At 58.8% G+C, this 1,636-nt stretch carries 1 protein-coding gene and 3 pseudogenes; 2 read left to right on the forward strand and 2 right to left on the reverse strand.

Annotation, left to right across the window (positions count from 1 at the left end; all coding sequences use genetic code 11):
• Window positions 1–118: 118 nt before the first annotated feature.
• Window positions 119–238 (forward strand): annotated as a pseudogene (locus AC066S_RS38770) (transposase); the annotation flags it as partial.
• Window positions 239–663 (forward strand): annotated as a pseudogene (locus AC066S_RS38775) (transposase); the annotation flags it as partial. It abuts the pseudogene before it with no gap.
• 93 nt (window positions 664–756) lie between these two features.
• Here the strand turns inward: AC066S_RS38775 and AC066S_RS38780 are convergent.
• Together AC066S_RS38780 and AC066S_RS38785 are read right to left on the reverse strand one after the other, a co-directional pair.
• The gene (locus AC066S_RS38780; RefSeq protein WP_135167629.1) at window positions 757–927 is read right to left on the reverse strand and encodes a YegP family protein; all 171 of its coding nucleotides are present in this window, start codon (window positions 925–927) and stop codon (window positions 757–759) included.
• A 267-nt stretch (window positions 928–1,194) separates the two neighbouring features.
• A pseudogene (locus AC066S_RS38785) lies at window positions 1,195–1,347 on the reverse strand (IS3 family transposase); the annotation flags it as partial.
• Window positions 1,348–1,636: the final 289 nt, after the last annotated feature.

A 1,636-nucleotide genomic window follows, 5' to 3' on the forward strand; every position in this document is an offset into this window, starting at 1 on the left:
AGCCTTGACGGCAGCACACCGGATCAAGCCTACTTCACCCCGCTGCCGCTCCGCACGGCAGCCTAACCCCGGCAGAGGCTCCACTTATCGACGCGGATATTCTGTTCAGACAACCGGGGCCAGCTCAGTCGACTGGGACTGGATCGAACGCGAGATCGCTCCGCTCTACAGCGAGAACGGCAGGCCGGGCATCGAGACCCGCTTCATGATCGGGCTTTTGCTGCTCAAGCACATTTACAAGGGTCGAAAGCGCCCCATCGTCACCCACACCCAAGGGCTCCTGGTCGGAGCGATCGTTCACGCTGCCGACGTCCAGGATCGCGACGGCGCGCCAGATGTCCTGTGCAGCATTCGCTACCGCTTCCCCTGGCTGCGCCATATCTTCGCCGATGGCGGCTATGCCGGCGAAAAGCTCAAGGCGGTGCTGGAAAAGATCGGCCGGTGGACTGTCGAGATCATCAAGCGCTCCGACGCCGCACAGGGCTTCGAGGTGCTTCCGCGCCGCAGGGTGGTCGAACGAACCTTCGCCGGCTCGGCCGCAACCGCAGATTGGCCAAGGACTTCGAGCGAACCCTCGAAAGCGCAACTGCTTGGCTCTTCCTCGCCTCTGTCCAACTCATGACAAGGCGCATCGCAGCGATAAAAACAGCAATGCAATTTTGAGTCAGGCTCTAAGGGGACATGGGAGAGCATGATGGGCTGCATGATGCGCTCGAACTGAAAGTCTGAAAGCCTGATCGAATGAGAGACGTGGGATTACTCGCGGATAGGCGTGTCGGGGTCGGTGCTCTGCACGAGTTCAATGGCCGCAAGGCAATCAACCTTGCGGTGATAACCCTCGCCGGACTCAGCGATCTTGCGCATATTGCGCGCATGTAGCGTCCAGCGCCACTGCTGATTTGCGTCCTGGTATAGATGGAAGTACATGGCCCTCGCTCCTGCGTGGGTGTCCATAAGGCCCGGCAGGGTACGGCAAAAAGGTCGCAGAGGTAGCTACCAGGATTGGCTGGGCGGCAATGGGAACCCAAGGCGTAATAGTACGTGCCGTTCTGTGGGGCGGGAGCTACAAATGGACGAACAGCGCATTCAAATTCTCCGAGAGCTTATTGGAGATCAGATTTGTCCGTCGTCAGATAATTTGAGACCGATCAGGCGGTTTGAGAAGGGAGGCTCTGGCTCATCAGGGGTTAGAGTTTAAGCTGCTCGCAATTGATGCTGCAAGCGGCGGTTTGCGATGGTGTTGCGTTTGATGCGTTTTCGCTCGGCGAGGATCGCCTCGGCCCTACCGAAGTAGACGTCGGCTGGTGTGAGGTTGTCGATGCTCTCGTGGTAGCGAACGTGATTGTATGGCCTAGGCATACGCCTATGTCTGAGATGTTTTCGAAGGTGGAAGTCAATGCTGGCGTTGGCGTACTTGCGTCGGTTTACGATGGCCCGCACCGAACTTTTATCCAGCCGGTTAGAGTGTCGGAGATTGGTACGCCAAGTGACGCGGGCGGAGCAACGGAGTGAGCTGGCCCCGGTTGTCTGAACAGAATATCCGCGTCGATAAGTGGAGCCTCTGCCGGGGTTAGGCTGCCGTGCGGAGCGGCAGCGGGGTGAAGTAGGCTTGATCCGGTGTGCTGCCGTCAAGGCT

Source organism: Bradyrhizobium sp. CFUWI (assembly GCF_056429085.1).